General features: G+C 68.0%; 21 protein-coding genes and 1 pseudogene. 17 read left to right on the top strand and 5 right to left on the bottom strand.

Annotated elements, in window-relative coordinates; genetic code table 11:
- Positions 1-2: 2 nt before the first annotated feature.
- From ADL03_RS27385 to ADL03_RS27370, 4 genes are read left to right on the top strand one after another with little or no spacing between them, the layout of a single operon-like run.
- Positions 3-1,925, top strand: coding sequence for a hypothetical protein (locus tag ADL03_RS27385; RefSeq protein WP_231642311.1), 1,923 nt, complete (start codon positions 3-5; stop codon positions 1,923-1,925).
- 14 nt (positions 1,926-1,939) lie between these two features.
- A complete protein-coding gene (locus ADL03_RS27380) occupies positions 1,940-2,854 on the top strand; it encodes a MoxR family ATPase (protein WP_053736428.1) in 915 nt (304 codons plus the stop codon).
- Between the two features lie 4 nt (positions 2,855-2,858).
- Positions 2,859-6,134, top strand: a complete 3,276-nt coding sequence (locus tag ADL03_RS27375; RefSeq protein WP_053736427.1) for a tetratricopeptide repeat protein — start codon at positions 2,859-2,861, stop codon at positions 6,132-6,134.
- A complete protein-coding gene (locus ADL03_RS27370; RefSeq protein ID WP_197288692.1) occupies positions 6,107-6,454 on the top strand; it encodes a tetratricopeptide repeat protein in 348 nt (115 codons plus the stop codon). Before ADL03_RS27375 ends, ADL03_RS27370 begins: the two co-directional genes overlap by 28 nt.
- 169 nt (positions 6,455-6,623) lie before the next feature.
- On the opposite strand, the pseudogene ADL03_RS49810 reads toward ADL03_RS27370, so the two are convergent.
- Together ADL03_RS49810 and ADL03_RS27365 are read right to left on the bottom strand one after the other, a co-directional pair.
- Positions 6,624-6,883, bottom strand: a pseudogene (locus ADL03_RS49810) (IS701 family transposase); the annotation flags it as partial.
- Between the two features lie 1,286 nt (positions 6,884-8,169).
- A complete protein-coding gene (locus ADL03_RS27365) occupies positions 8,170-9,558 on the bottom strand; it encodes a KamA family radical SAM protein (protein ID WP_053736425.1) in 1,389 nt (462 codons plus the stop codon).
- A 129-nt stretch (positions 9,559-9,687) separates the two neighbouring features.
- Here ADL03_RS27365 and ADL03_RS27360 point away from each other — a divergent pair, with 129 nt between their 5' ends.
- Positions 9,688-10,152, top strand: a complete 465-nt coding sequence (locus ADL03_RS27360; protein WP_053736424.1) for an FxsA family protein — start codon at positions 9,688-9,690, stop codon at positions 10,150-10,152.
- Positions 10,149-10,709 (top strand): GNAT family N-acetyltransferase, encoded by a 561-nt coding sequence (locus ADL03_RS27355; protein ID WP_053736423.1) that lies wholly within the window; start codon positions 10,149-10,151, stop codon positions 10,707-10,709. The genes ADL03_RS27360 and ADL03_RS27355 overlap by 4 nt, the downstream gene beginning before the upstream one ends.
- A 29-nt stretch (positions 10,710-10,738) precedes the next feature.
- On the opposite strand, the gene ADL03_RS27350 is transcribed toward ADL03_RS27355, so the two are convergent.
- The 3 genes from ADL03_RS27350 to ADL03_RS27340 are packed head-to-tail and all read right to left on the bottom strand — an operon-like array spanning position 10,739 to position 12,998.
- Positions 10,739-12,010 carry a glycosyltransferase gene (locus ADL03_RS27350; protein WP_053736422.1) on the bottom strand — a complete coding sequence of 424 codons (1,272 nt, stop codon included), beginning with the start codon at positions 12,008-12,010 and terminating at the stop codon, positions 10,739-10,741.
- Positions 12,011-12,060: 50 nt separating this feature from the next.
- The gene (locus tag ADL03_RS27345) at positions 12,061-12,456 is read right to left on the bottom strand and encodes an SsgA family sporulation/cell division regulator (protein WP_053736421.1); all 396 of its coding nucleotides are present in this window, start codon (positions 12,454-12,456) and stop codon (positions 12,061-12,063) included.
- A 59-nt stretch (positions 12,457-12,515) separates the two neighbouring features.
- Positions 12,516-12,998: a DUF4232 domain-containing protein gene (locus tag ADL03_RS27340; protein ID WP_157529329.1), complete on the bottom strand. Its 483-nt coding sequence runs from the start codon at positions 12,996-12,998 to the stop codon at positions 12,516-12,518.
- 93 nt (positions 12,999-13,091) lie between these two features.
- On the opposite strand from ADL03_RS27340, the gene ADL03_RS27335 reads away from it, so the two are divergent.
- The 11 genes from ADL03_RS27335 (at position 13,092) to ADL03_RS27285 (ending at position 25,613) form a co-directional block, all read left to right on the top strand.
- A complete protein-coding gene (locus ADL03_RS27335; RefSeq protein ID WP_053736419.1) occupies positions 13,092-14,051 on the top strand; it encodes a TIGR03885 family FMN-dependent LLM class oxidoreductase in 960 nt (319 codons plus the stop codon).
- Positions 14,048-15,556, top strand: coding sequence for an alpha-amylase family protein (locus tag ADL03_RS27330; RefSeq protein WP_197288691.1), 1,509 nt, complete (start codon positions 14,048-14,050; stop codon positions 15,554-15,556). The genes ADL03_RS27335 and ADL03_RS27330 overlap by 4 nt, the downstream gene beginning before the upstream one ends.
- 71 nt (positions 15,557-15,627) lie before the next feature.
- The gene (locus ADL03_RS27325; protein ID WP_063798724.1) at positions 15,628-16,638 is read left to right on the top strand and encodes a hypothetical protein; all 1,011 of its coding nucleotides are present in this window, start codon (positions 15,628-15,630) and stop codon (positions 16,636-16,638) included.
- Between the two features lies 1 nt (position 16,639).
- Positions 16,640-18,181 carry an amidohydrolase gene (locus ADL03_RS27320; protein ID WP_231642296.1) on the top strand — a complete coding sequence of 514 codons (1,542 nt, stop codon included), beginning with the start codon at positions 16,640-16,642 and terminating at the stop codon, positions 18,179-18,181.
- Positions 18,181-18,933 carry a toll/interleukin-1 receptor domain-containing protein gene (locus ADL03_RS27315; protein WP_053736417.1) on the top strand — a complete coding sequence of 251 codons (753 nt, stop codon included), beginning with the start codon at positions 18,181-18,183 and terminating at the stop codon, positions 18,931-18,933. The genes ADL03_RS27320 and ADL03_RS27315 overlap by 1 nt, the downstream gene beginning before the upstream one ends.
- Before the next feature lie 4 nt (positions 18,934-18,937).
- Positions 18,938-20,509: a lysine 5,6-aminomutase subunit alpha gene (locus ADL03_RS27310; protein WP_053736458.1), complete on the top strand. Its 1,572-nt coding sequence runs from the start codon at positions 18,938-18,940 to the stop codon at positions 20,507-20,509.
- A complete protein-coding gene (locus ADL03_RS27305; RefSeq protein ID WP_053736416.1) occupies positions 20,502-21,254 on the top strand; it encodes an OAM dimerization domain-containing protein in 753 nt (250 codons plus the stop codon). The genes ADL03_RS27310 and ADL03_RS27305 overlap by 8 nt, the downstream gene beginning before the upstream one ends.
- Positions 21,251-21,649, top strand: a complete 399-nt coding sequence (locus ADL03_RS27300) for a hotdog fold domain-containing protein (protein ID WP_053736415.1) — start codon at positions 21,251-21,253, stop codon at positions 21,647-21,649. The genes ADL03_RS27305 and ADL03_RS27300 overlap by 4 nt, the downstream gene beginning before the upstream one ends.
- A gap of 101 nt (positions 21,650-21,750) precedes the next feature.
- A complete protein-coding gene (locus ADL03_RS27295; protein WP_053736414.1) occupies positions 21,751-22,101 on the top strand; it encodes a GntR family transcriptional regulator in 351 nt (116 codons plus the stop codon).
- A gap of 276 nt (positions 22,102-22,377) precedes the next feature.
- Positions 22,378-23,544 carry an acyl-CoA dehydrogenase family protein gene (locus ADL03_RS27290; RefSeq protein ID WP_053736413.1) on the top strand — a complete coding sequence of 389 codons (1,167 nt, stop codon included), beginning with the start codon at positions 22,378-22,380 and terminating at the stop codon, positions 23,542-23,544.
- A complete protein-coding gene (locus ADL03_RS27285) occupies positions 23,541-25,613 on the top strand; it encodes an acetate--CoA ligase family protein (protein WP_231642294.1) in 2,073 nt (690 codons plus the stop codon). Before ADL03_RS27290 ends, ADL03_RS27285 begins: the two co-directional genes overlap by 4 nt.
- Positions 25,614-25,633 lie beyond the last annotated feature (20 nt).

The following is a 25,633-nucleotide window of genomic DNA, read 5'->3' as shown; positions in this document are numbered from 1 at the left end:
AGATGAACAGTTGGCAGACGTGGAACAGGGCAGAGCCCTTGCGTTTGGCGCGCTACGTAGTGTCCAAAGCAGTTCAAGGGCACTTCGGTGCACCGCTGCCTAGCTTCGACCAACGCCAGGCTGATCGGCTCGCCGTGGTGCGGATTGCATACGAGCACCTGCGCAAGCAGCGCATCCTCTACGACACCGCGGAAATCGACTTCCAGAACCACAGTCCGGTCATGCAGGTCATCCGCGAACCTGGTCAGGTCAAGGGCGGGAGCGGCAACTGCCTGGACCTCACGTTGATCTTCGCCGGCCTGTGCCAGTGGATGAAATTACGGCCTCTAGTGGTCCTGCTGGAGCGCCACGCACTGCTCGCGGTGATGCTCGATGCCGACGTCGAGTCCGTCATGGAGGGCAGGGGCGGCGGCAACGACTACCAACTCCTCCACCAAGGGCTGCTGGCACCGAACGCATCCACCGACACCCTGCGTCGGTGGGCGGATGAGAAGAAATGCGTACTCATCGAGTGCACTGGAATCACGGACTCGTCGAGCTACGGGCGCGACTTCGAGGCCGCCGTTACAGCCGGTGAGGACGCGATCAGACGTGGCGACGTGCTCAACGTCGTGGACGTCTCTTTCTGCCACAAGAACGGCCACACACCGTATCTGACAACTTCCGGTCTTCAGGTGACGAGCGAGCTGGCGCTTGGGCCGGTAGCCGTCCATCACCTTCGTAGCCGCATGGCCCGCGTGAATGTGGTGGAACCCTCGCAGTGGCACTGCCAAGCGTTGCGCGCGGTAGAGACAACCGATCGTCGGCTCAGGGAAGAGCTCGCCAACCTGGAGCGGGCGCTGAGCGCCGCGGAGTTCGCAAAGGAATGGCTGGGCAATGAACTCACCAGCCGCCGCCTGCGTTCGGTGCTGTGGCTGCGATCCAGGGTCGAAATGCCGACAGAGCAGGTCATGGCATGGCAGGACTACTTCGCACACGTTGCACTGAACCACCCGTCAACCGAGACCAGCGGCTGTGCGATGGTCGGCTACGTACTCGCCTTGGGGCTCGACGTCGGCCGTAGGAGCGACGACACTGCATTCAGTGCCTGGGCCGAGTCCGTACTCGACGCGGCGGTCGTAAACGATGTGCGGCTGAGAATGGACCAACGGCATCGTCAAGCCAAACTGCGACTATTACTGGTCCTGGACGCCTCGCTGACCGACGAGTGGCCGGAGCGAGTTGACGCGTGGCTGCTCGACGGAGACGAGTTGCGGGAGCAAAACTTCGGCAAATGTCAGCCCACCCAGTACGACGTGGAGACCGTTGTCAACGACCTGGTCGACTGGGCCGCGCTCCTGGTGGAAGAAGTCTCCGAGACGTTGCAGCGCGTGGATATCGCCATGCCGACGGCGTTGCTCACGCGGTGGCTGCCTGAGGAGATCGGTCCTGGCGGTCACCTAGGTAAGCAGCACGACGTGGTCGTACGCTGGGGAACGCGGTTAAACCCGCCCAGGCATCTTCGCGTTCGGAAGAGCGAGATTCGCGGTCGCTGGAAGATCATCGAGGAGCAGGGCCCTTCCGCGATGTGGTGGCTGGATCACGAACAGGCCAGCGATCTCAACGTGGTGGACGTGACGTTGCGCACACAGCACATGGGTGGCATGGGCCTGAGATTCACGCCAGACAGTCATGCCCACCTGCTGGAGCTGCTCTTGAAATACTCGCCGGTACTGCTCTGGCCGAATGCGGACTTGTGTGCCTGGCAAGGCGTCGAGCCCGAGCTAGAACGGTACTGGGTCAGCCTGCCCACCGCGCTCGCGGAGGCCTACCGCAAGAGGTGGCAAGGCATCGACGCACCGCTGGCAACCATGCGCGCGGTGTGGGACGACCCGGAGTGGCTCACGTTCTGCCACAAAGCGCAAGGCCGGGCGGGGATCGCGTGATAAGGGAGACTGAGATGGAGTGGGCGCCGTACTACCGGGGCGACGGATCGGACTACGAGGTCGACCTGCCGGACCCGCCGCCATGGCGCTCGTTCTCCACCGCGGAGAGGCAGGTCAACGACACGTTCCAGCCGCCGCCAGGGCTGGTCGACGCGGTCAACGCGGCGATCTGCCTGTGCCGGCCTTTGCTGATCACCGGCCCACCCGGCTCCGGCAAGTCGTCAGTGGCTGACTCCATCGCCTCAGAGCTGAAACTGGGCAGTGTGCTGCGCTGGCACATCACCTCGCGCAGCACACTGACGGATGCCCTGTACCGCTACGACGCGTTGGGCAGGCTGGATGCCCACAAGCGCGGTGTGGAAGCCGGACTCGGCCCGTTCATCGAACTCGGTCCGCTCGGCACAGCGCTGCTGCCTTCTCAACGGCCTCGTGTCCTGTTGATCGATGAGATCGACAAAAGCGACATCGACCTGCCCAGCGATCTGCTCAACGTGCTGGAGCGTGGTGAATACAACATCCCCGAACTGACACGCCAACGGCAACGCGATGTCCGGGTGCGTCGGTGGAAGGCCACGGTCACCGCCAAAGTCCACAAAGGACATGTTCGATGCACGAAGTTCCCACTCATCGTTATGACCAGCAACGGCGAGCGCGACTTTCCGGCACCCTTCCTGCGCCGCTGCATCCGCTTCACCATGCCGAAGCCGGACGCCGATCAGCTGACCAGGATCGTCACCGCGCATCTCGGTCCCGACGACACGAAGGCGGCCGAGGAGATGTTGCAGAAGTTCGCTGAGGACATCGAGAACCACAAGCCGCTAGCGACAGACCAGCTGCTGAACGCGATCTTTCTCGCGACCAGGGCACCGGACATGACAGGAGACCACCGCAAGCGGCTGACGGAACTGCTGCTGAAGGTGTTGACCTGACGCCGTGCTCAAGCGCCTGATCCAATCTCTCGGCGACGCCGCATTCGACGTGGACGCGACGTCGATCGCCGATGCGCTCTGGTTGTTGCGGCACATGGACGTCGAGTCCTCAGGGATGATCTCAACGCCAACGGCACCGTCGTCGCGGCAGAGCGAGACGAACGAGAAACCACCACCACAGGTCAAGGAAGAGGCACCCCCACACACTTCCGATGATGATCAGACAGGTCTGCATGCCCTGACCGAGGAGACGACAGGGCAGCGGCACGCCGTGAAGACGTTCGCATCCACTGGACGTGGTCTGCCGCAGGCGCTGGAGCTGGCGAGAGCTCTGCGACCCTTCAGGACTCGCTTCCGCAATCCAGCGCAGCACGAACTGGAGGTCGACGCAACGATCGAGCGGTACGCCGAGACCGGCACGCTCACGCCTGTCCTGACACCCGTGCGTGAACGCTGGTTCAGCGTTGATCTAGTGGTCGACAGGTCCGTGTCGATGTCCCTGTGGGAGGACGTGATCGCGGAAACCAGGTCGCTGCTTCGACAGACCGGCGCTTTCCGGACCATCGAACAGTGGTATCTCGACCCGGATTCCTGCGAGCTGCGCACCATCGACGGCGTTGTGGTGCCGTCGAAGCGGCTGCGCGACCCGCAGGAACGTAGGCTCGTCATCGTCGTATCGGACTGCATCGCCGGCGGCTGGCGGGATGACGCAATGTGGCAAATGATGTGCACCTGGGCTAGCTCCACCCCCACCGCGCTCGTCAACCCGTTGCCCCCGAAGCTCTGGCGCCGCACAGGACTTGACCACCCAGCGGCACGTCTACACGCCGGACGCCCCGGTGCGTCAAACCCGTCCCTGCGACACACTCTGCCGCCATTGCTGGTTCTCGTCGCGCCAGGTGAGCAGTGGCTACCGCTGCCTGTCGTGCGTCTGTCGCCCAAGTCGATCGCCCAGTGGGCGGGTGTTCTGATGAGCATGGACAGCGCTGGGTGCGAAGGAGTGTTGTTGCCGTCGTCGGGCCGTCTGACAGCGGAGGACGACGACGAGTGGAGCCCGGACGACCGCGTGCACTCCTTCCGCCTTAGCGCCTCGCCGCTCGCATGGCGGACCGCTGTTCTCTCCTCCGTGAACGACCAGTTTCCGCTGCGGCTACTGCGGTTGATCCAACGTGAATTGGTGCCGGACGCCGAGTTGTCGGACCTGGCGGAAGTCGTCGTCAGCGGCCTGTTCATAGAGGTCCGCGGCGCCGATCTAACGGAGCTGACCCTCAAGTTCCGCGAGGGCGTCGCTGGAGAGCTGCGCGAACACCTGTCCAAGAAGGACGAGTGGGACACCGCCGAGGTGCTGACCAGCTTCCTCGACGACGAACGGGCGTCGCCCGCCGGGCAGGTCGCCGGCTTGGTAATCCGGGAAGGGGGAGAGTACCTCCTTCCAGACCGGCTGCGGCCCTACGCTCACCTCAAGGGTGCGTATGAGGGCCCTGCGGCCCAACCGCATGAGCTGCCGCTCACGCCTCTGCAAACGCGAGGTGCGTTGTTCGGAGTCAGCTTCAACAACAGGCCGTTCGTCCCCATGCTCGCGAACCTGCTACCCGATTTCAGTCACACTACGCACGCCGACCTCACCAAGAGAGAGGTGCTAGAGGCACTTGGAGGACTGGCAGAAACGTCTCTTGACGGTCCTCTCGTCATCGCCTGGAGCGGACACTGGACAGACGGCGTTGACCTGCTGATGCTGGAGACGGCGGATCACGCCTACGTCCGCGTGGAAGAGCTAGTGAAGGCCGGTATCGCGTCGGGCGCGCGTCAGATCCTTCTCCTGCTAGACATCGACTACTACATGTTGCACAGCGGTCCGAAGGTCGAACCGGACCGCTGGCCCAAGCTTCGGGGCAACACCGAGTGGGTCGGAGTGGTCAAGTCCCGGGAACTGATCGTTTCCGAGAAGGCTGCGGCCGGAGAATTCGGCCGCAGCGTCAGCGCACTGCTCACTCAAGGACCAGATGGCGACGAGAACCGTCTTTGGTGGCTGTGGAGTGACGTCGAAGTAGACGGTGCCCAATTCATCGCCGCACTTCAGCCCTCACATGGCGGCGAACTTACGGTCCACCAGTACGGAGTGCCGCAGCCGATGCTGCCGAACCCGCTGCGGGGTTTTCGCAGAACGCCGCGTGTCGACGATCATCTGCTGGAGGCGGCTCGGGGCGTGTCTTCGCTGCTGCCCGACCTCCCAAACATCGACAACTTGGTTGAGTGGGTGCGCTCGGGTGAGTGTGGGGTGCACGCGGTCATCGGCCCACCAGCAGTCGGCAAAACGATGGCAGTCGGCTATCTCGTGAGAATGTCGAATCCAAGCGAGCGTGCGTCGATGCTTGAGTCGGCTCGTCTGTCGTCAAACATCAATCTTAGCGTGAGATCCATTGACGCCAACCTTTCCGTTGCCGGCATGAGCGTTGACGACATCGCCGAGAGCATCGGAGAGCAGATCCTTGAGCGATCCTGGACAGTGCGCAGCGGTACCGCCGCCGACGCATTGCTACACCTGGCAGATGTCCTCGCGGACGCGAAGGGCACGCCACCGGTCATCGTGGTGGACGGACTGAACGAGTCGTTAGACGTGCGGTCCACGGCTCAGTTCTTGGCCGCCCTTGGCGAGCGCAGCACGATGATTGTCACTTCTCGCGAACTCATCGAGGAGCTCGACGCACGAACCGTGCTGCACTTCGGTCCGGTTAAGCCGCTCGCGATCGAGGCGAGCGATGGCAGCGGTGGCGTCGGTTTCGGGCGGCACATCGAGCTTTCCGTCAAGATCGCCAGTCCACCGCTGTATCCGCTGGTGCTGCGTACGCTCATAGCTGACCTCCTGAGCGCCGGACGTCTTCAGCAGGCTGCCGATCATACGCAGAAGCTCGGGACAAGTTTGCAGGAGTTGGGTCGGCACGAGGAGGCGTTGGGCGCCTTCGAGGAAGCGGTCATGATTCTCCGGCGGCTGGCTGAGAGGGAGGCTAGACGCCACCTCCTTCCCGACGTCGCTGATTCGCTGAACAGCCTCGGGGTCACCTTCGCTGAGCTGGGGCAACGCGAGGAGGCGTTAGGCGCCTTTGAGGAAGCGGTCATGATCCGCCGGCGGCTGGCTGAGATGGAGCCGAGCCGCTACCTTCCCGGCCTCGCCCAGTCCTTGAACCGCCTCGGAGGCACCTTGGCTGAGTTTGGGCAGGCACCTTGGCTGAGTTTGGGCGGCGCAGGGAGGCGTTGGGCGCCTTCGAGGAAGCGGTCATGATCTGCCGGCGGCTGGCTGAGATGGAGCCGAGCCGTTACCTTTCCGACCTCGCCCAGTTCTTGAAGCGTCTTGGGGTCAGTCTGGCTGAGTTGGGGCGGCGCGAGGAGGCGTTGGGCGCCTTCGAGGAAGCGGTCATGATCTGCCGGCGGCTGGCCGAGAGGGAGCCGAGCCGCTACCGCGCCGACCTCGCTGATTCGCTGAACAGCCTCGGAGTCATCCTGACGAAGCTGGGGCGGCACCAAGAGGCGTTGGAGGCCAACGAGGAAGCGGTCAGGTTCGACGGTGATGAAGGTCGTGCATCGAGTCCGTCCTGGTGTTAGTACGACAACGACAGATCGTGATGTCCGTGCTTACCATGGTGGCTAATGCTGGCGCGGGTTTGGCTTGCTCGTCGGCAGGTCGACCAATGCAGGACGTGGTCCGCAGTGTAGGCGAAGCGGATGACGATCTGGTTCCAGAGTCTGCGGATCTCGTTAACCGACAAAGAGATCAGCGCGTGGCGGCGCCGAATGCGGGCCCCCCTTTTTTTTTGTGATCTCGCGGGTGATCACCAAAGCCAAGTGCAGTCATGGACAGTGTGATGCGTCGATACCACGCCTTGTAGCCACGTACCTGGTAGTGGTCCAGCCCGGTCTCGTTCTTCGCGTCAGGAAGCACTCCTCGACTGCCCACCGCGCTCCCGCAACGCCCACCAGCCGTTGCAAGGTGGTGTCGGCCGAGCCGAAGCGGATGTAGTGAGCGATGTCGGACCGAATCGGAGAAACTGCACCTGGCCAAGGACTAATGACCCCACCCCGGCCAGCGCAACGGGCGGATGTCGAACGCAGGATCCGCACCCGCTCACACGCTCGGCTTTGGCACCAAGCGGACGGCTGCTCGCGGTGAAAGGACAATCGGGAGCCGAACACGCTGTTGCGGGCGATGATGCAGGACTCGGACGGGATCAAGCAGCTCGCCCAGGTCGCCTACGACGGGTGGGCGGGACGCGTGCTCAAGGTGTTATCGCGCGGCGGGCGCCGCTCGACATCCTCGGGGCCGAGGCTGCGGACCTCGACGAGCGGGCGCTGTGTAACTCGGATCCGAAGTAAACAGATGGGCGCCGTTCGGCACATCTGTAGCTCCTACCCATCCGGCTGGATAAGCCGCATTCATGCTAGGTGGTGACGTCGCCTGGTGGCGGGGGCCTGCCAGCGCAGCCTCGATCTAGAACGTGAGCCTGGGGCCGGACGCGTGACGTATCCCGTGTTGTGTAGTAGCTCGCTGTTACTGCTAATCTCCCCGCCATGACTTCCTGTGTTCAGATGAACACGGGATCTGTCCCGGGTTTCGGTGTTGGAATTGTCGTACTAAGAGCAGTTCACCCGCCTCGTCACCGCCGCACAACAGATCTTCGTGCTGCCCGCTGCGAACGACGGGACCTTTCGGGAAGTCGCGTGGCTCAAGAACGACGCCGGTGTCAAGGATGTCCGCCTGTCGGCTGCGCCTTCCCTGTTCGGGCGAAGTAGATCTACGCCAGCCATTCGCTCAGTCATCCTATCGCCAGCGCCAGCGCCAGCGCCAGCGCCAGCCACTGCGCCAGCCACTGCGGCTCAGCGGTGTGAACGGAGGGCGATCGTCGCACGCGTCCAGGAATTCCGACGGAAGGTTCAACAGATCGGCGTGCCGCGCTCTCCGGCCTGACTCGAAGTGAGCCGCCAAATCGAAGCATTCCGGAGCGCGAGTGGTGTGCGGACAGCAGCCACAAACACGAGTCGGATGTCGCTGGGCTTGGCGACTTGACTGCTCCGCGTGGAGGGATCGCTGTCGCAGGGGACTGCGTCTGCCTGACGGTAGGAGAGGCGTCACCGCGTACTAGACCATTGACGGACCAAGTGTGTCCGCTGTGGACTGTGAAGACCGTCTATTTTGGACTTTCTGGGCCCCTTCTGGGCCCCTTGTCGTCGAGGCTTAACGAGTCACAATGAGTCTGAACAGGCAAAACGTGGCGATGGGGCCGTCTTCGGGGATGTCCCGAAAACGGCCCCATCGTGACCCGTCAGGCCTGGTCGGACCACCACTTCTGGCCGGTCTCGCCGAGCGTGGAGATCGGGTCGTAGTAGGGGTAGCGGCGGTCGAGTGCTTCGGGGTCTTCGAGCTCGATCCCGGTCCGGTAGTTCTTGGTCCAGTACGAAATGCCCAGCTCACGGTCGTATTCGGCGAGCTGGTTGACCCACCGCTTGCCGACGTACGGCACGTCGCACACGATCCGCGGCGTCGCATACCCCGGCAGGTAGCCCATGATCGCGTGCTGCAGCTCCTGCGCCTCCCACACCGACACCCGCCAGTGCTCGGCGTTGGGGATCATGTCGCACATGTAGAAGTAGTACGGCAGGATGTTCGCTTCCCCTTGTAGGGCGAAGCAGAGGTCGAGCAGGTCGGCCGGCGTCGCGTTGACGCCCTTCATCAGCACGCCCTGGTTGCGCACGTCCCGCACGCCGACCTCGAGGGCCGTCCGCGCGGCCTCGGCGACGAGGGGTGTCACGGACTGCGCGTGGTTGACGTGGGTGTGGATGGCGAGGTTCACGCCGCGGCGGGAGGCGGTGCGGGCGACGCGTTCCAGGCCCTCGACGACGCGGGGCTGGAGCCAGTGCTGGGGGAGGCCGGCCAGTGCCTTGGTGGCCAGGCGGACGTCACGGACGGTCTCGATGTCCAGCAGGCGCATCAGGAACGACTCGAGCTGGGGCCACGGGACGTTGGCCACGTCGCCGCCGGAGACCACGACGTCGCGGACGCCGGGGGTCTTCTTCAGGTAGTCGATCATCTGGTCCTGGCGGTCGACGGGCTTGAGCGACAGCTTGTGCTTGTCGATCAGCGGGGTCGAGTTGCCGACCAGGTCCATGCGGGTGCAATGCCCGCAGTACTGCGGGCAGGTGGAGACCATCTCGGCCAGCACCTTGGTGGGGTAGCGGTGGGTCAGACCCTCGACGACCCACATCTCGGCCTCGTGCAGCGAGTCGCGCTGGGAGTGCGGGTGCGACGGCCAGCGGGGGTCGCGGTCGGAGGACACCGGCAGCATGTAGCGGCGGACCGGGTCGGCGAGGAACGCCTCGGTGAAGGCGTCGGGGGAGAGGTCCGCGTCCACCGCCATCGTGTTGAACATCTGCGGCGGGATCAGCATCGACATCGTCGCGAAGGCGTCCATGTCCTTCGCGAGGTCGTCGTAGAACCTCTCGGTGAGCAGGTCGCCCGCGACCTTGCGGAGCTGCTTCACGTTCTTCACGCAGTTCACGCGCTGCCACTGGGCGTCGCGCCACTGCGCCTCGGTCACGTGCGCCCAGCCGGGGAAGCGGCGCCAGTCGGGTTCGACCAGCTCGCGGCGGACGTACGTGTACGGCTGGCGGTCAAGCCGCTCCAGCGCCGTGGGGGCGTCGTGCAGCGCAGTCATCCGTACTCCTCAGCGTCGAGGTCGCGTAAAGATATCCTGTCACACCGCTAGGCTGCCGTAAATATTTCGGCTCCAGCGCTGGTGGAGGCGGCTGGGGAGCATCTGGGGGCGTTCGTGCGTTGTGCGGGTATGCCCCTCTTCGCTTTGCTGCTCGCCGGGATGTTCGCCGAGATCGCGGTGATGGTCGCCGTCGGCAACGCCATCGGTCCGCTGGCGATGATCGCGTTGCTGCTCGTCGGCACCGTCATCGGTCTCGCCCTGGTGCGCAAGCAGGGTGCGCAGACGATGGCGGCCTTCTCCGAGTCGGTGTTCAAGCGTCAGCAGCCCCACCAGGAGATGGCCGACGGCGTGCTCATCGCCGCGGCCGGCGCGCTGATCATGGTGCCGGGCTTCGTCAGCGACGTGGCCGCGCTGTTCCTGCTGTTCCCGCCCACGCGCCGGCTCGTGAGCCGTCGCATCGCGCGCAAGGCGGAGGCCACCGCGCTCAAGTTCGAGCACGAGCGCCGCTTCGGTCCCGGCCAGGTGGTCGAGGGCGAGGTCATCACGGTCGACGCGGACCCGGTCGTGCTCACCGAACGCCGCCAACTGCCGTGATCCGCGCGTACCGGCCCGCCGACCTCGACGCGCTCTACGACATCTGCGTCGACACCGGCAACGGCGGCCGGGGCGCGCGCCACCTGGTCGAGGACCCGCGTCTGCTCGGCCACGCCTACGTCGGCCCGTACGTCGCGTTCGAACCCGACCTCGCCTTCGTGGCGGAGGACGACGACGGCGTGTGCGGCTATGCCATCGCCACGGCCGACAGCGTGGCCTTCGAGGACCGCATGGACCGCGACTGGTGGCCCGACCTGCGCGTCCGCTACCCCATGAAGCCCAGCGCGAACCGGGTCGTCCGCCACGTCCACGACCCGGCCCGCGTCGACCCGATGCTCGCCATCGACTACCCGGCGCACATGCACGCCAACCTGTTGCCGCGCGCGAAGGGCAAGGGGTTCGGCGGTGCTCTCGTGCGCACCGTGCTCGAACACCTTGAGAAGGGCGTCCACGTGCACGTGCGCCGCCACAACACACACGCGATCGGCTTCTGGCAGCACCTCGGGTTCCGGCAGATCGCCGCGGAGGAGAAGCTCGTGCTGGGGCTACGGCTCTGAGTCCGGCTGGTCCGCGGCGACCGGACCGCTCAGGCCGCCACGCACACCAGCGCCTCGACGTGATCGGCGCTCAGCTCACCGGCGTCGTGCTCGCGGTACTCCGCGGCGAGCTCCCACGCCCGCCCGCGGAACGCGCTGCCGCCGAGCACCTTCTGCACGGCCGCCCTGATCGCCTTCTCCGACGGGGTGGACGTCCGCAGGTTCACCCCGGCGCCTGACCGTTCCACCCGTGCCGCCACCTCCGGTTTGTCCTCGGTCATACCCGCCACGACCAATGGCACGCCTTCGGCCAACGCGAGCTGCACGCCACCGAACCCGCCGTTGGTCACCATCACCTTCGTCAACGGCAACAGCTGCTCGTACGGCAGGAACGGTGCCGTGTACACGTTGGCGGGCAACGGGCCGAGGTCGTGCGAACCGGTGCTCGCCACCACCACGACGTCCTCATCGGACAGCGCGCGGATGGTCGGCCGCACGAGCTCGCCGAGGTTCGTGTCGGCGACCGTGCCCTGGGTGACGTGCACGATCGGCTTGCCCACCGAGGCGATCCGGCCCCACCACGACGGCAGCGGCGTCGACGGCACCGGGTCGACCAGCGCGCCCACGAACCTCACCTGCGGCGGCAGGAACTCGCGCGGGTGCTCCAGCCCGGCGACCCCGTTCTGCAGGTGCAGGTGCGGCGACACGGATGACAGTCCGCGCGGCCCGAGCGGCGCACCGAGTTCCCGCAGGATTCGGTCGCGATGCTGGTACACGGGCTTGAACACGCCATTGTCCAACAGCGCGCGCACGGTCGTGTTGCGCAGACGACCCAGCGAACCGGAGCGGTACCGCAGACCCGGACCGAACGGCGGCACGTCCGGCGCGGGCAGGACCATCGGGGTCACGCCGACCGTGACCGCGCGCGGGCCGCCGAGCGACTCCAGCACCGCCGCCCCGAGATGGGCGCTGTCGTGCAGGACCAGGTCGGCCGGCTGCGCGTCGAGCGCCCGGCGCAGATCGGCGACCTGGGCGGGGATGGGGTCGAGGAAGAGCGAGACCAGGTCGTGGCGCAGCTTGGCGACGCCCGTGAGCCGGGCGCGTTCGGGGAAGAGGTCGGACACGTTGCGGCCGTTGTGGTCGATCGCCGGGTCCATCGCCACGAACTCCGCACCCGTCGCGACGACCCGCTCCTCGAACACCCGGCCGGTGCACCACCGCACCCGGTGCCCTCGCGAGACGAGGGCACGGGCGATGGGCAGCAGCGGAACGACGTGGCCGGGCATCGGCACGGTCGCGAACAGCAGGTCCAGAGAGCGCATGCCGGTTAAGAGATCAACACACCCCCGCCGATACCTCCGCGGGCGGTTCGCTACGCCAGCAGGTCCTTGAGCAGCAGCTCGAAGTCGATGACCTCGTACCCGGCGGGCACCACCCCGTAGGTCGACTGCAGGAACCGGCGCAGGTCCTCCGCGGCCAGGTGGAACACCGCGTGCGAGTCCTCGCTGAGCAGTTCGAGCACCAGCACGTCCCCGGTGCCGGGCCGCAGCCGCACGTCACCGAGCCCCGCCGGCGCGAGGAGCCCCTGCGAGAGCACCTCGCGGCCGACGAGCCAGGTCGACTCCTGGTCGCGGGCGTGGAACCGCATCGTCACCGCGTGCGGGTCGTCGGTGCGGTAGTGGAGGTCGACGTCCATGGGTTCGACCGAGCCGTCCGGCCGGATGAACCGGACAACGGTCGCCGTCCCGACTCGGGTCTCGTTGTACATCGCCGATCCTCCTCCGCTCCGAGGTGCTGACGTTCACACGGGCACGGTGCGGGATCGGTTCAACTGACCGGCGACATGATGATGCCGAACTTCACCGGACCACCGACCGGGGACGGCCAGGCGATCTTCACGGTGTCGCCGCTGGTGCCGTCACCAGGAAGGATGAACCGGATGTGGTCCACCGGCTGCGGCACCGCCTTCTTGGGCGCACTCATGTACACGACGGCCTCGTGGTCGCCGTCGACCGTGATCAGCTCGGGCCACTGCTGCGGCTGGCCGCCCGCGATCGGCACGTCCAGCTCGGTGTCGCCCCGCAGGAAGCGCACCTCGCTGAGCAGGCCGCGGATGGTGCACGGGCCGGGGCCCGCGGCACGCAGGTGGATGGCGAACAACCGGTCGGACGCGACCGGCGCCCTGCCCTCGCCGACGGTGATGCGCAGGTCCCGGCTGCTGCACCACCCGGCGGTGTCGGCACTGGCGACGGCCGGGCTCGCGGCCGTGGCGAGTGAGAGCGCGGCCAGTGCGATGATGCGCAATGTCATCGGACAACTCCCCTGAGTGAGTGGATCTCATCTCGGGAACGCGGGAAACGCCGCGGAGGTTGCCTGGATCTTCGTCCTGGGTACCGATGTCGCATGACCGTTTACGGCATCCATGCGTCCCATGAGCAGATACACCCGACCGAGTTGCTCGCCGCCGTGCGCAGGGCGGAGGAAGCGGGCTTCACCGCCGCGATGTGTTCCGACCACTTCTCGCCGTGGAGCGAACGGCAGGGCCAGTCCGGGTTCGCGTGGTCGTGGCTCGGCGCCGCGCTGCAGGCGACCGCGCTGCCGTTCGGCGTGGTCACGGCCCCCGGCCAGCGCTACCACCCGGCGATCACCGCGCAGGCGATCGGCACGCTCGCCGCCATGTACCCCGGCCGGTTCTGGGCCGCTCTGGGCACCGGTGAGGCGAGCAACGAGCACATCACCGGCGACGGCTGGCCGCGCAAGGACGTCCGGACGCGGCGGCTGGAGGAGTGCGTCGAGGTGATCCGCGCGCTGCTCGCCGGCGAGGAGGTCAACCACGACGGTCTGGTCCGCGTCGACCGCGCACGGCTGTGGACCCTGCCGCGCGAGGCCCCGCTGCTGATCGGCGCCGCCGTGAGCCCGGAGACCGCGCGCTGGTGCGCGTCCTGGGCCGACGGGCTGATCACCGTCAACGCCCCGCTCGACCGGCTGCGCGAGGTCGCGGACGCCTACCGGGACGCCGGTGGCCGCGGCAAGCTGCACCTGCAGGTGCACCTGAGCTGGGCGCAGACCCAGGAGGCCGCGCGGCGGATCGCGCTCGAACAGTGGCGCACCAACGTGTTCCGGCCACCGGTGTGCTGGGACCTGGAACTGGCCGAGCACTTCGACGTGGTCGCCGAGCACGTCACGGCCGAGCAGGTCGAGGCCGTGGTCAACGTCTCCGACGACCTGAAGTGGCACGCCGAACGCCTGAACGACTACGCCTCGCTCGGGTTCGAGGAGATCTACCTGCACCACGTCGGCCAGGACCTGACCCCGTTCGTCGACGCGTTCGGCGAGCACGTGCTGCCGGAGGTGACCGCGTGATCCGCAGCTCCGACGTGTGGTGGAAGAACGCCGTTCTCTACTGCCTGGACGTGGAAACGTTCTCCGACAACGGTTTCCGCGGCGCCACCGAGCGCATCGACCACCTGCACGCACTCGGTGTCACGTGCCTGTGGCTGATGCCGTTCTACCCGACGCCCGAGCTCGACGACGGCTACGACATCACCGACTTCTACAACGTCGACCCGCGGCTGGGCACGCTCGGCGACTTCGTGGAGTTCGTGCGCGCCGCACGCGACCGCGGCATGCGGGTCATCGCGGACCTCGTCGTGAACCACACCTCCGACCAGCACCCGTGGTTCCACGACCCCGACAAGCGCGACTGGTACGTCTGGGCCGACGAGCCGCCCGAGGACGGTCCGAAGGGGATCACGTTCCCCGACAAGGAGAACTCGCTCTGGGAGTACTCCGAGGAGGTCGGCAAGTACTACCTGCACCGCTTCTACAAGCACCAGCCCGACCTGAACGTGGCCAACCCCGCCGTGCGCGACGAGATCGCGCGGATCATGGGCTTCTGGATGGAGCTGGGCCTGAGCGGCTTCCGCGTCGACGCCGTCCCGTTCCTGTTGGAGCGCCAGGAGCGGTCCGACGCGATCGAGCTGCCCGACCCGCACGACTACCTCACCGACCTGCGGGCGTTCCTCAACCGCCGCAACGGTGAGGCCGTGCTGCTCGGCGAGGTGAACCTGCCGTACAAGGACACGATGGCCTTCTACGGCCAAGGCGTCGGCGACGAGCTGACCATGTGCTTCGACTTCGTCGGCATGCAGGCGATGTACCTGGCGCTGGCACGGCAGACGAGCGGCCCGTTGACGAAGGCGCTGCAGGAACGCCCGCTGCCGCCGCGTGACGGGCACTGGGCGACGTTCGTCCGCAACCACGACGAGCTGACGCTGGACAAGCTGCCGGTCGACGAACGCCAGGAGGTCTTCGACGCTTTCGGGCCCGATCCGGACATGCAGCTCTACGGCCGCGGTCTGCGCCGCCGGCTGCCTGGCATGCTCGACGGCGACCAGCGCCGCATCCGGATGGTCTACAGCCTGCTGTTCACGCTGCCGGGCACGCCGGTGCTCTTCTACGGCGAGGAGATCGGCCTGGAGGAGGACCTGTCGCTCGAAGGCCGGCTCGCGGTGCGCGTGCCGATGGACTGGGAGGCGGCGGCCGAGCAGCGCCACGACCCCGACTCGCTGCTGTCGTGGATGCGCCGTCTGGTCGAGCTCTACCGCGAGGCCCCGGAGTTCGCGTGGGGCACCGCGGAGGTGCTCGACGTCGGCGACCCGACCGTGTTCGCCCACCGCGCGGACTGCGACGGCGGCACGGTGATCGCCGTGCACAACTTCGCCGAGCAGGACATCACCGTGCGAATCCCGGCCGACGGAGTGCTCACGGACCTCGCGACGGGCGGCACGGTGAAGCCCGCGAAGACCGGTGCGAGGGTCGACCTGGCGCCCTACGACTGCCGCTGGTTCCGTGTGAATCCCGAGTGATGCTTGCGGGATCTTGGCGCTTCACGTGAAGATATTGCCGAGACAGCGTCGTCGACCGAAGGATTTTCAGGGTGAGCGCGTACGGACTGCACCGTGTCCTCGAACCTGCGGGTGTGCTCCCGCAGCAGGCGTGGCGCCTGGACGCGGCACCCGTGCCCGCCGACGACGAGGTGGTCGTCGCGGTCGAGCGGCTCAACCTGGACGCGGCGTCGTTCCGGCAGCTCAGGGAGGCGCACGGGTCACCGGACGCGGTCCGGCAGGCGGTGCTCGACATCGTCGCGGAGCGCGGCAAGATGCAGAACCCGGTCACGGGCTCGGGCGGCATGCTGCTGGGGACGGTCCTGGAGGTCGGGCCGTCCTCGCCGCTCGGGCTCAAGGCCGGTGACCGGATCGCGACGCTGGTCAGCCTCACGCTGACGCCGTTGCGGATCACCGACGGGCTGCAGGACTGGAGCGGCGAGGACGAGCAGGTGCCGTGCCGGGGGACCGCCGTGCTGTTCGGGCGGTCCATCGCGGCCGTGCTGCCCGACGACATGCCCGCCGAGCTGGCCCTGTCCGTGCTCGACGTGTGCGGTGCGCCGGCGCTGACCGACCGGGTCGTGCGCCGGCATCCGGGCGGGTCGGTGCTGGTGCTCGGGGGCGGCGGCAAGTCCGGGTCGCTCTCTCTCGCGGCCGCGCGTCAGGCCGGTGCGTCCCGTCTGGTCGCATTGGTGCCGACGGAACGTGAGGCGGCACAGGTTCTGCAATCGGGCCTCGCGGACGAGGTCGTCATCGCGGACGCGCGCAACCCCGTCGCCGTCGCCGAGGCGGTGGGCAAGCAGGTCGACGTCACGGTCGTCTGCGTGGACGTGCCGGGCTGCGAGCACGGCGCGATCCTCGCGACCGCGGACGGCGGCACCGTGATCTTCTTCTCGATGGCGACCTCGTTCAGCGCCGCCGCGCTGGGTGCCGAGGGTCTGGCCGCGGACGTGGAGATGCTGGTCGGCAACGGCTATGTGCCAGGTCACGCCGCGTTCGCACTGGACCTCGTCAGGACCTGGCCGGGTGTGCGGGCGCTGTTCGAGCAGAGGCAGACTGCGTGACGTGAGTACGCAACTTTTGGTCGGCGGTCGCATCTACGCACCGGATGCGACGGCGATGGCCGTCACGGACGGCGTGATCGTCTGGATCGGACAGGACTCGGTCGGCCGCGCCCTGCACCCCGACGCCGAGGTCATCGAGCTGGACGGCGCCTTCGTCGCACCCGCGTTCGTCGACGCCCACGTGCACGCCACGAGCGCCGGTCTGCTGCTGACCGGCGTCGACCTGACCCGCACACCGTCGCTGGAGGCGTTGCTGGACCAGGTCCGCGACGCCGAGGGCCCGCTCGTGTGGGGCCATGGGTGGGATGAGACGCGTTGGCCGGAGAACCGCCCGCCGACGCGTGCGGAGATCGACGAGGCGGCAGGCGACAAGAGGGTCTACCTGTCACGCATCGACGTGCACTCGGCCCTCGTGTCGTCGAACCTCGTCACGGCCGAGACGCGCGAAGCCGACGGCTACTCCGACGAGGGCCCCCTCGCGCGCGCCGCACACCATCACGTCCGGCGCATCCCACGCGACGCCATCACGCCCGAACAGCGCCGTGCGGCACAACTCGCGTTCCTGCACCACGCGGCGTCCATGGGCATCGCGGCGGTCCACGAGTGCGCCGGCCCGGACATCTCCGGTGAGGACGACCTGCGCGAGCTGCTGGCGTTGGGCGAAGGCCCGCAGGTGGTCGCCTACTGGGGTGCCCACGACCTGCCGGACGTGCCCGTGCAGGGCCTGGCCGGCGACCACTTCGTCGACGGCGCGATCGGCTCGCGCACCGCCGCGCTGGCCGAGCCCTACGCCGACGCGGACACGACCGGCGCGCTGTACCTCGACGGCCAGCAGATCGCCGACCACCTCATCAAGTGCACCTCGCTGGGCGTGCAGGCGGGCTTCCACGTCATCGGCGACGCCGGCATGGCGGCCGTGGTCGAGGGCTTCGCCATCGCCGAGAAGACCCTCGGCACCCCGGCGCTGGCCTCGGCCCGCCACCGCCTGGAACACGTCGAGATGGTCTCGGCCGAACAGGCCCGGCAGCTGGCCGGGTGGGGCGTCATCGCCTCGGTCCAGCCGCTCTTCGACGCCGAGTGGGGCGGCCCGGCCGGGATGTACGTCCAGCGGCTCGGCGCCGAGCGCGGAGTGGGGCTCAACCCCTTCGCACGCCTCGCCTCGGCCGGTGTCGTGCTGGCGTTCGGCTCGGACACCCCGGTCACCGCCATCGACCCGTGGGCAGCGGTCAAAGCCGCCGTGCACCACCACACCGAGGGCTTCGGCGTGTCCCCCCGCGCCGCTTTCACCGCCCACACACGCGGCGGCTGGCGTGCGGCGGGCGTGGACGACGGAGTGACCGGCACCCTGCAACCCGGCGCCCCCGCGACCTACGCGGTGTGGGAGACCGGCGACCTCGTCGTGGCGGGCTCCGACTCCCGCGTCCAGCGCTGGTCCACCGACCCGCGCTCGGGCGTGCCCGGCCTGCCCGACCTCACCGGGCCCGCCCCGGTGTGCGTGCGGACCGTGCTGAACGGCCGGACGATCTACCAGCGGGAGGCCTGATGAAGGTCTTCATCTCGTGGTCTGGGCCTGCCACGAAGGCGTTTGCCACCTTCTTGCGCGAGTGGCTGCCACTCGTCATCCAGTCGGTGAAGCCGTGGATGTCGGACAGCGACGTCACCAAGGGCAGCCGCAGCATGCCCGAGCTGGGCAAGGAACTCGAGGGCACGTCGTTCGGCATCGTTGTGCTCACCGCGGCCAACCAGACCTCTCAGTGGATCAACTTCGAAGCGGGAGCGATCTCGAAGGGCGTCGGAGACTCACGGGTCATCCCGTTGCTGCTCGATCTGACCAAGAGTGACGTGGTCGGCCCGCTCAGCCAGTTCCAAGCCGTCGATGCTGCGGACAGGGCCGAGGTCAAGCAGCTCCTGGAGGCTCTGAACAAGGCCCTGCCCGACCCGTTGCCCGACCAGGCGCTGGCACACGTCTTTGCTCGCGAGTGGTCAGCGTTTTCTGACGAGCTTGCGCGTTTTCGGGAACAACATGAAACCGACGAACGTGTGAGTGCGCGTGGCGACCGGGAGGTCCTCGACGAAGTGCTGGTCACCGTTCGGCAGATCAGCCATGACTTGTCGAGCCAACTGGGCCGCAGGACGTCAAGCCAGCCAGCCCGGGCTTCCTACTTCGACGACGCCCTGCTCCGCGCCGTCCAGGACGTGGACTTCCTGCGCACCCACGACGCTGACTCTCGCCAGGTTCTCGTGCACCGGTTGGAGCAGCTCTTCAAGGACAACTACGAACCAGAAGGGAAGTGACTTGATGGCGTTGCTCGACCTCGACCCGAGGGTCGTCGCCACCGCGCGGGAGCTTGCCGCGCGGGCGGCCGAACCCGTGGTGTCCATCGCGAAGGCGCACACCACGGTCGCGGTCGAGCGCGCCACGCTGCGGCTGGCCGGCATCACCGGCGCGGACTCCACCCACCGCGCCGGTGACGTGCCGTGGGTCAACCGCGTCATCGACACGGTCCGCGAGCAGTGCGGCCTGGAGCACGGCGTGGTGCTCCCGGCGTTCCACGCCCTGAAGCAGCACAACCTCGCGAGCCTCACCGAGCTGGCCGAGGCCTCGGCCGCGGGCCAGGTCCAGTTCACGATCCCCACCGGCAGGGACCTGACCGCGGCGAAGAAGGCGGCCACCTCCGCGGTCGCCAAGGGGCTGAAGACGGTCGACCGGAACCGGGCCCAGCGGGACAAGCTGGTGCAGAAGTGGGGCGATCCGGCGCAACGCCCGTGGATCTACCTGATCGTCGCGACCGGCGACATCGACGAGGACGTGGTCCAGGCGCAGAACGCCGCCCGCGCCGGTGCCGACGTCATCGCGGTGATCCGCTCGACCGGGCAGTCGCTGCTGGACTACGTGCCAGAAGGCGCCACGCACCACGGGTTCGCGGGCACCTACGCCACGCAGGAAAACTTCCGGATCATGCGGGCGGCGCTCGACGACGTGTCGAAGGAGGTCGGCCGGTACGTGCGGCTGACCAACTACGCGTCCGGCCTGTGCATGCCGGAGATCGCCGTGCTGGCCGGGTTGCAGCGGCTCGACATGATGTTGAACGACTCGATGTACGGCATCCTGTTCCGCGACATCAACCCGATCCGCACGTTCGTCGACCAGCGGTTCTCCCGCCAGGTCCACGCACGCGCCGGCATCATCATCAACACCGGCGAGGACAACTACCTCACGACCGCGGACGCCGTCGAGGCCGCGCACACCGTCACGGTCTCCCAGCTGCTCAACGAGCACTTCGCCCACGAGGCGGGACTGCCCGACCACCTGCTGGGTCTCGGCCACGCGTTCGAGATCAACCCGAAGGTGCCGGACTCGTTCCGGCTGGAGCTGGCGCACGCGCTGCTGGCCCGCGAGCTGTTCCCGGACGCGCCGCTGAAGTGGATGCCGCCGACCAAGCACATGACCGGCGACGTGTTCAACGGCTACCTGCTGGACGGGTTCTTCAACCTCGCCGGTGTCCTGACCGGACAGTCCATCCTGCTCGTCGGCATGATGACCGAGGCGGTCGTGACGCCGTTCCTGTCCGACCGCGACCTCGCGCTGCAGAACGTCCGGTACGTGCTCAACGCGGCCGGCAGCCTCGCGGAGGACTTCCGGCCCGCGCCGGACGGGTTGATCGTCAAGCGCGCCCACCAGGTGCTCGGCGAGGCGGTGGACCTGCTGGAGCGCATCGTCGACGACGGCCTGCTCAACGCGATCGCCGACGGCACGTTCGGCCTGATGAAGCGGCCCGCCGACCGGGGCAAGGGCGCGGACGGCGTGGTCGAGAAGGCCGAGACCTACTTCAACCCGGCTTCGGACCTGCTGGAGGCCACGGATGTCTGACGCCAAGAGGTACGTGCGGCCCTACGGCGACACCACCGGTGACGGCATGGTCCAGACGTCGTTCACGCTGCCGATCCCGTTCGGTCCCAAGGCCGACGGCGCCGCGCAGCAGCTCGCGAACAGGATGGGCATGGACCCCGCGATGGTGGTCCACTCGCACCCCATCGGCGCCGACTTCACGTTCTTCGTCGTCTACGGCTCGGTCAAGCACCTCGTGGACCTCGACGAGGTGAAGGTCGTGGAGCGCGAGTACCCGTTGCTCAGCCCCACCGAGGTCAACACCACGGTGAAGAAGATGCTGCGGCGCAAGCTGGTCGTCGTCGGCGGCTGCATCGGCACGGACGCGCACACGGTCGGCATCGACGCGATCCTCAACATCAAGGGCTTCGCCGGCGAGAAGGGCCTGGAGTACTACCGCGAGCTGAAGGTCGTGAACCTCGGTGCGCAGGTGTCGGTACCGGAGCTCGTCCGGCGGGCGCGTTCGGAGAAGGCCGACGCCGTGCTGGTGTCGCAGGTCGTGACGCAGCGCGACGCGCACATCCTGAACACGCAGGAGATGTCGGCGGCGTTCCGCGAGGCGATGGGGGACCGGCGACCGCTGCTGGTCGCCGGCGGCCCGCGGTTCGACCCGCTGATGGCAGGGGAACTGGGAGTGGACCGGGTGTTCAGCCGGGGTACCACCCCCGGTGAGGTCGCGAGCTACCTGGTGCACGCGATGCAGGAGAAGAAGGGGGTCGCCGCGTGAGCGGGGCTTTGGTCGAAGGTTTCTCTGTCACGCACCGGCGCTACGTGCCGCACTCGCACGCCCACTACGGCGGCAACCTCGTCGACGGGGCCTATGGCCTCGGCATGTTCGGCGACGTCGCGACCGAGCTGCTGATCCACACGGACTCCGACGAGGGCCTGTTCGCGGGCTACAGCTCCGTCGAGTTCGCGGCACCGATCCAGGCCGGTGACGTGGTCGAGGCCGTGGCGACGTTGGTGCGCATCGGAAAGCGGTCGCGTGAGATCGAGTTCGAGGCCCGCGTGGTGTGCCGTTCCGCGCCCGAACGCGGGCCCTCGGCGGCGGACGTGCTGGCTGAGCCGATCGTCGTAACGCGTGCCCGCGGCACGGTGGTGGCGCCGAAACCCGCGGAGTAGAACACCAGCCAATCTCGTGTCGCGCCGAATAAACCCGCAACCTCTGCCGTCCTCGACCGTTGGTCAACACAGAGGTAGCTACAAGCGGGGAGGACGGCGCAGTGAAGATCGACCACCACGGGGAGACGCCCCCGTACGAGCAGGTGCGTGTGCACTACGCACACGCCATCGCAAACCGCGAACTGCCGGTCGGCGCCAAACTGCCCACGGTGCGCGCGCTCGCGAAAGACTTGGGCCTTGCGGTGAACACGGTCGCTCGCGCCTACCGCGAGCTGGAGGAAGCCGGTCTTGTCGAGACACGAGGCCGGGCGGGCACCGTGGTCAGCGCCAACGGCGACAGCAACCGCGAGCGCGTGCGGTCGGCGGCGCACGCCTACGCGTCGATGTCGGCGGAGCTCGGGTTGTCGCGGGAGGAAGCGCTGGAGATCGTGCGGGCGGCGTTCCGCTCCTGACACGCCGGCAGGCGGCCGGGACGCGCGTGGACGAACCGTTCCCGGTGCCGGCTTCGTCGCGCGCGGGTGCTCCGCCCCGGCCGACTCGATGTCGTCGTCGAACGCCGCGCGGCGGAGTACTCGTATGTGTGTGCCTGCCTGCTCCAAGCAGGTGATCGAGACCCCCACGAATGCCCTGATTACTCACCCGTTCGGTACCCCTCACCAGCGTCTTCACGCGGCTAGGCTGCCCGTGGACCGCAGATAACTGACTCGTCAGTCAATGAGGGGTGGGAGATGGGGCGGACCGTCCGGGACGGCCTGCGACGCACGGCCGAACAGGCGCAGTTCGTCGAACTGGCCGCGGACTTCGCCGCGGAGGTGATCCGGCCGCGCGCCCGTGCCGTGGACGAGGCGGACATCGAGTCGCCGCTCGACGTGTGGGAGAAGGCGTCGGAGCTCGGGCTGACGACGTTCATGATCCCGGAGAAGCTCGGCGGCGGCGGGGTCACCGACCTGACCACCCAGGCACTGGTCCAGCAGGAGCTCTGCCACGGCGACATCGGCATCGGCAACCTGATCACCTCCAACGGCTTCTTCAGCGCGCCGATCGAGCAGCTCGGTAGCCCTGAACAGCAGGAACGCTTCCTCGGTCCACTCGGAACCGACCTGCCGCCGCTCACGGCCGTCGCGGTCACCGAGCCCGGCTCCGGCTCCGACGCGGCGAGCATCCGGACCTCCGCGCGGCGCGACGGCGACTCGTACGTCCTCAACGGACAGAAGACCTGGATCTCGAACGCCCCCTACGCCGCGATGTTCGTGATCTTCGCGACGGTCGACCCGTCGCTGCGGTCGCGCGGCGTCACGGCGTTCGTCGTGCCGCGGGACACCCCCGGCCTGAGCGTGGGGCCGCCGTTCCGGAAGATGGGGCAGCGGGCGATCGTGAACGCCGAGGTGTTCCTCGACGACGTGCGCGTGCCCGTGGAGAACCGGCTCGGCGAGGAGGGGCGGGCGTTCTCCGGGCTGATGCGCACGTTCGACGCCTCACGGATCCTGATCGGCGCGGCGTGCACCGGCCTGGCGCGCGCGGCGCTGGACTTCGCTTCCGCTTACGCCGCAGAACGCGTGCAGTTCGGCGTGCCCATCGCGCGCCACCAGGCCGTGGCGTTCCGGCTCGCGGACATGGCCACCCGCGTCGACGCGGCACACCTGCTGACGCTGCGCGCCGCCGCCCTGTACGACGCGGGTGAGGCGGTGGCCCAGGAGTCCGCGATGGCCAAGCTGGTCGGTTCCGAGAACGCGATGTGGTGCACGCACGCGGCCGTGCAGACGCTGGGCGGCTACGGCTACTCGCGCGAGTACCCCGTCGAGCGCTGGATGCGCGACGCCAAGCTGGAGGAGATCGAGGAAGGCACCTCGGACATCCAGCGCCTGGTGATCTCCCGGGGACTCGGTGCGCGGTGATCTTCTCCGATCCCGTGTCCGTGGCCGTGGTGGGCGCCAGCGACGACCCGGCCAAGTGGGGCCACTGGCTGGCCCGCGGCGCTCTGGCCGGACGCGGCCGCCGCGCCGTGCACCTGGTGAACCGCGGCGGCGGCGCCGTGCTGTCGCAACCGACCGTGCGCACGCTGTCGGAACTGCCCGAGGCGCCGGAACTCGTGGTGCTCGCCGTACCCGCGGTGCACGTCGCGGCCGTCGTGGACGAGGCGCTGGCGTTGGGCACGCGTGGCTTCGTGGGCATCCCGTCCACGATCGAGGACCGTGTGATCGCACGCATCCGTGCGGCGGGCGCACGGCTGCTCGGCCCGAACTGCCTGGGCGTGTACGACGCGGCGACGTCGTTGCACCTGGCGTGGGGTCGCTTCCAGCCCGGTTCGCTCGGTGTCGTGTCGCAGAGCGGGCAGGTGGGGCTGGAGATCGCTGGACTGGCCGGCGCGGCGGGCCTCGGGGTGTCGCGGTTCGTGTCGGTCGGCAACCAGGTGGACGTGACGGCGGCGGAAGCGTTGCTGGAGCTGGTCTCGCACGAGATGACCACCGTGGTCGGCGTGTACCTGGAGAGCTTCGGGCCGGGCATCCTCACGGCGCTGTCGGAGCTGCGCTCGGCCGGGAAACCCGTGGTGCTGCTGACAGTCGGCGGTTCCACCGCGTCGCGGGAAGCCGCTTTCTCCCACACCGGTGCCTTGACATCCACTTTGGACGTCGTGGACGCCGCGTGTCGACGCACCGGAGCCCTCCGGGTGGCCACACCGGCAGCTCTGGTGGACTTGGCCGCCGTGGTGACGCACGGGGTGCCACGCGGACGCCGGGTCGGGATCCTCGCGGACTCCGGCGGGCAGGGCGCCATCGCGGCGGACCTCGCGGTGGCCGCCGGGTTGACGGTGCCCGCGCTGTCCGCCGTGGCCGGCTTGCCGGAGGGTGCGTCGACCCGCAACCCGGTCGACCTGGCCGGGGCGGGGGAGCAGGACCTGGCGAACTACGCCCGCGCTGTCGAGGTGCTCGTGCGCGGAGGTGATGTCGACTCGGTCGTGTTGTCCGGGTACTTCGGCAGCTACGGTGCGGACACGCCTTCGCTGGAGCCGGTCGAGGTTGCGGTCGCTGACCGGATTTGCTCGCTGGCAAGGGAAACCGGCGTTCCGGTGGTTGCTCACAGCATGTGCGTCGACTCCGCTGCGGTGCGGGCGTTGCGGGCCGGTGGGGTGGCCGTGCAGCACACGATCGAGCGTGTGGTGGGTGCGCTCGGTGACGCTGCTCGGTTCGGCTCGCTGTCGCCGGGGCTTGTCGCGGCGTTCGGCGGTCCGGAATTGTCGGTGCTGTCTGAAAGAATGAAAGCAGGGGACCCCCTCGAAGGGGACCCCTGCGCAAGCACGCCAAGCACGCCGGGGGTGCCGTTCCGCCCCGGTTACCTGGCCGCCCGCGAGCTGCTGGACTTCGTGCGTTTCCCCGAGGCACATCCGGTCACCTCAGCCGAAGAAGCCAGGGCCACCACGCTGAACGGCCCGTTCGCCCTCAAGGCCGACTGGCTGCTCCACAAGAGCGAGCACGGCGGCGTGCAGATCAACCTCACCGACCCCGCCGCCGCCTTTGAGGCGATGGAGGCGCGCCTCGGCCCCGGCACGTACGTCCTCGAAGAGATGGACACGCGCGAGCACACCGTCGAGCTGATCGTCGGCGCCAAGCGCGATCACTCCTTCGGCCCGGTCATCCTCGTCGGTGTCGGCGGCGTCCACGCGGAGCTGTACCAGGACACCGCGGTTGAACTCGCGCCGGTGACCCCGGCCACCGCCGAAGCCATGCTGGACCGCCTGAAGGTCGCGCCGTTGCTGAAGGGCCGGCGTGGCGCGCAGCCGCTCGACCTCACCGCCCTGGCCCAGGTCGTCGCCGCGCTCTCGTGCCTCATCACCACCCGCCACGACCTCGCGGAAATCGAGCTCAACCCGGTCCGCGTCGGCCCCGACGGCGTGCTCGCCGTGGACGCGTTGATCATCCCCGCACCCGAGACGACGAACGACGCGAGCGGGCAGCGCGTCGCATAGGCACGGCCACGCCGGAACGT

This window comes from Nocardia sp. NRRL S-836, from assembly GCF_001279525.1.
Lineage (GTDB): Bacteria > Actinomycetota > Actinomycetes > Mycobacteriales > Pseudonocardiaceae > Lentzea.
The sequence above is the reverse complement of the archived record's forward strand: the minus strand, read 5'-3'. Positions and strand labels throughout refer to the sequence as shown.